Origin of the sequence: Bradyrhizobium sp. (genome assembly GCF_049798375.1) — a bacterium.
GTDB lineage: Bacteria > Pseudomonadota > Alphaproteobacteria > Rhizobiales > Xanthobacteraceae > Bradyrhizobium.
On the sequence record NZ_JBARGP010000746.1, the window covers coordinates 1 to 1,620 of the forward strand.

Genomic DNA, 1,620 nt, shown 5'->3' on the forward strand with positions numbered 1-1,620 from the left:
ATATCGAGCGAGATGAAGGATTTCGCGGCGCGTGCGCGGGCCCGCAAGCTGAAGCCTGAGGAGTATCAGGGCGGCACCACCGCAGTGTCGAATCTCGGCATGTACGGCATCAGCCATTTCACCGCCGTGATCAACCCGCCGCATGCGACCATCCTGGCGGTCGGCACCAGCGAGGAGCGGCCCGTTGTCCGCAACGGCAAGATCGAGATCGCGCACATGATGAGCGTGACCCTGTCCTGCGATCACCGCGCCATCGACGGCGCGCTGGGTGCAGAGCTGATCGGCGCGTTCAAGCAGCTGATCGAAAACCCTGTGATGATGATGGTGTAGCCGAGAACGGTGAATATGTAGGGTGGGCAAAGGCGCGAGCGCCGTGCCCACCTTATTTCGTACGTGCGAGACGGCGGTGGGCACGCTTCGCTTTGCCCACCCTACGGATTTCAGTTGAATGGGAGCCGCAATGGCCGACACATCCTTCGACGTCATCATCATCGGCTCCGGCCCCGGCGGCTATGTCGCCGCGATCCGCGCGGCGCAGCTCGGCTTCAAGACCGCGATCATCGAGAAATCCTATCTCGGCGGCATCTGCCTGAACTGGGGCTGCATCCCGACCAAGGCGCTTTTGCGCTCGGCCGAGATCTACCACTACATGCAGCACGCCAAGGATTACGGCCTCTCTGCCGATAACATCTCCTATGATCCGAAGGCCGTGGTGCAGCGCTCGCGCGGGGTGTCGAAGCGTCTCAGCGACGGCGTCGGCTTTCTGATGAAGAAGAACAAGATCTCCGTGATCTGGGGGCAGGCGACCGTCGATGCGCCCGGCAAGATCACCGTCAAGAAGTCCGATGTCGAGGCGCCGAAGGGCGCACTCGGCGAGGGCGTCTACCAGGCCAAGCACATCATCGTCGCCACCGGCGCACGGCCGCGGGTGCTGCCGGGGCTGGAGCCGGACAAGAAGCTGGTCTGGACCTATTTCGAGGCCATGGTGCCGGAGAAGATGCCGAAGTCGCTGCTGGTGATCGGCTCGGGCGCGATCGGCATCGAGTTCGCGTCCTTCTTCCACACCATGGGTGCCGACGTCACCGTGGTCGAGGTGCTGCCGCAGATCCTGCCGGTCGAGGATGCCGAGATCGCAGGCCTCGCCCGCAAGCGCTTCGAGAAGCAGGGCATCAAGATCCTGACCGGCGCCGGCGTCAAGAAGCTGGAGAGGAAGGCCGACAGCGTGCTAGCCACCATCGAGGAAGGCCAGGGCAAGCAGCAGACCATCGAATTCGATCGCGTGATCTCCGCGGTCGGCGTGGTCGGCAATATCGAAAACCTCGGTCTGGAAAAGCTCGGGGTGAAGACCGACCGCGGCTGCATCGTGATCGACGGTTACGGCAAGACCAACGTGCCCGGCATCTACGCGATCGGCGATGTCGCCGGTCCGCCGATGCTGGCGCACAAGGCCGAGCATGAGGGCGTGATCTGCGTCGAGGCCATCAAGGGCCTGCATCCGCACGCCATGGACAAGCTGCTGATTCCGGGCTGCACCTATTGCAACCCGCAAGTAGCATCCGTCGGCCTCACCGAGGCCAAGGCGAAGGAGGGCGGGCGCGAGATCCGGGTCGGCCGCTTCCC

2 protein-coding genes are annotated in these 1,620 nt (G+C 63.8%); both read left to right on the forward strand.

Translation table 11 applies throughout. The features are described 5' to 3' along the window. Positions 1 to 330: 2-oxo acid dehydrogenase subunit E2 (locus WA702_RS28780; protein ID WP_425113930.1), on the forward strand; the 330-nt coding region annotated here is incomplete at its 5' end. Positions 331 to 460: 130 nt separating this feature from the next. After that, on the forward strand, positions 461 to 1,620 hold a 1,160-nt coding region (gene lpdA, locus WA702_RS28785; protein WP_425113931.1), incomplete at its 3' end, for a dihydrolipoyl dehydrogenase.